The following is an 839-nucleotide window of genomic DNA, read 5'->3' on the forward strand; positions in this document are numbered from 1 at the left end:
CCGTCGGTGCCCGTCGCGGTCCCCGCCCAGCCGGTCGACGAGGCGCCTGCCTGGAGCGACGCCCCGTACCAGGGGGCGCACGAGGAGCCGCGCACCCCGGCGCGGGCCGAGGAGGAGGCCGGGCCGTCCTTCCTGGGCGAGGAGCGGGAGCCGTCGACCGGTGCGGTCGAGGTCCCCAGGGTCTTCGAGGAGCGGTCGCCGCGCCGCAGCAGCAACGACGACCTCGACCTGCCCGACTTCCTCAAGCACTCCTGACGCGTCGGGCGACGGTGCGACCGCCCCTCCTCGAGGTCGACCTCGGCCCGGGGGTGCGGGCGGCGTTCACGATGGCGGTCGAGCCCGGCGGGCGAGGCGACAGCACGGCCTCGGTCTCACCGCACGGGGCCTTCAACCTCGGGCTCGGCCTGGGGGAGGAGGACGAGGTGGTGCTCGCGCGTCGAGCGCGGCTGGCGGACTGGACCGGCGTGCCGGTGGTCGCTGCCAGGCAGGTGCACGGCACCCACGTGCATCCCGTGACTGCTGCGCCTCGGGACCGTGCCGAGGTGCCGGCGGCGGACGGCCTCGTCACCACCTCGAGCGAGGTGGGTCTGGTGGTGCTCGCCGCCGACTGCGTGCCGATCCTGCTCTGCGACCCGATCAACCGGGTGGCGGCGGCCGTGCACGCGGGCCGCGCCGGGGTGCTCGGGGACGTCGTGGGGCAGGCCGTCGCAGCGATGGTCGGTCGCGGTGCGCAGGTCGCCGACCTGAGGGCCGTGGTGGGCCCGGCCGTGTGCGGATCCTGCTACGAGGTGCCCGCCGAGCTGGCCGCCCAGGTGGTGGCCGTGGTGCCGGAGGCCCGG

1 protein-coding gene and 1 pseudogene are annotated in these 839 nt (G+C 76.5%); both read left to right on the forward strand.

Annotated features, from left to right (window positions below; translation table 11 throughout):
* Window positions 1-255, forward strand: a pseudogene (locus L0B03_RS18560) (cell division protein FtsZ); the annotation flags it as partial.
* Between the two features lie 14 nt (window positions 256-269).
* On the forward strand, window positions 270-839 hold a 570-nt coding region (locus L0B03_RS18565), incomplete at its 3' end, for a polyphenol oxidase family protein (RefSeq protein WP_250448580.1).

The sequence above is a fragment of the Actinotalea sp. C106 genome, from assembly GCF_023630195.1.
Lineage (GTDB): Bacteria > Actinomycetota > Actinomycetes > Actinomycetales > Cellulomonadaceae > Actinotalea.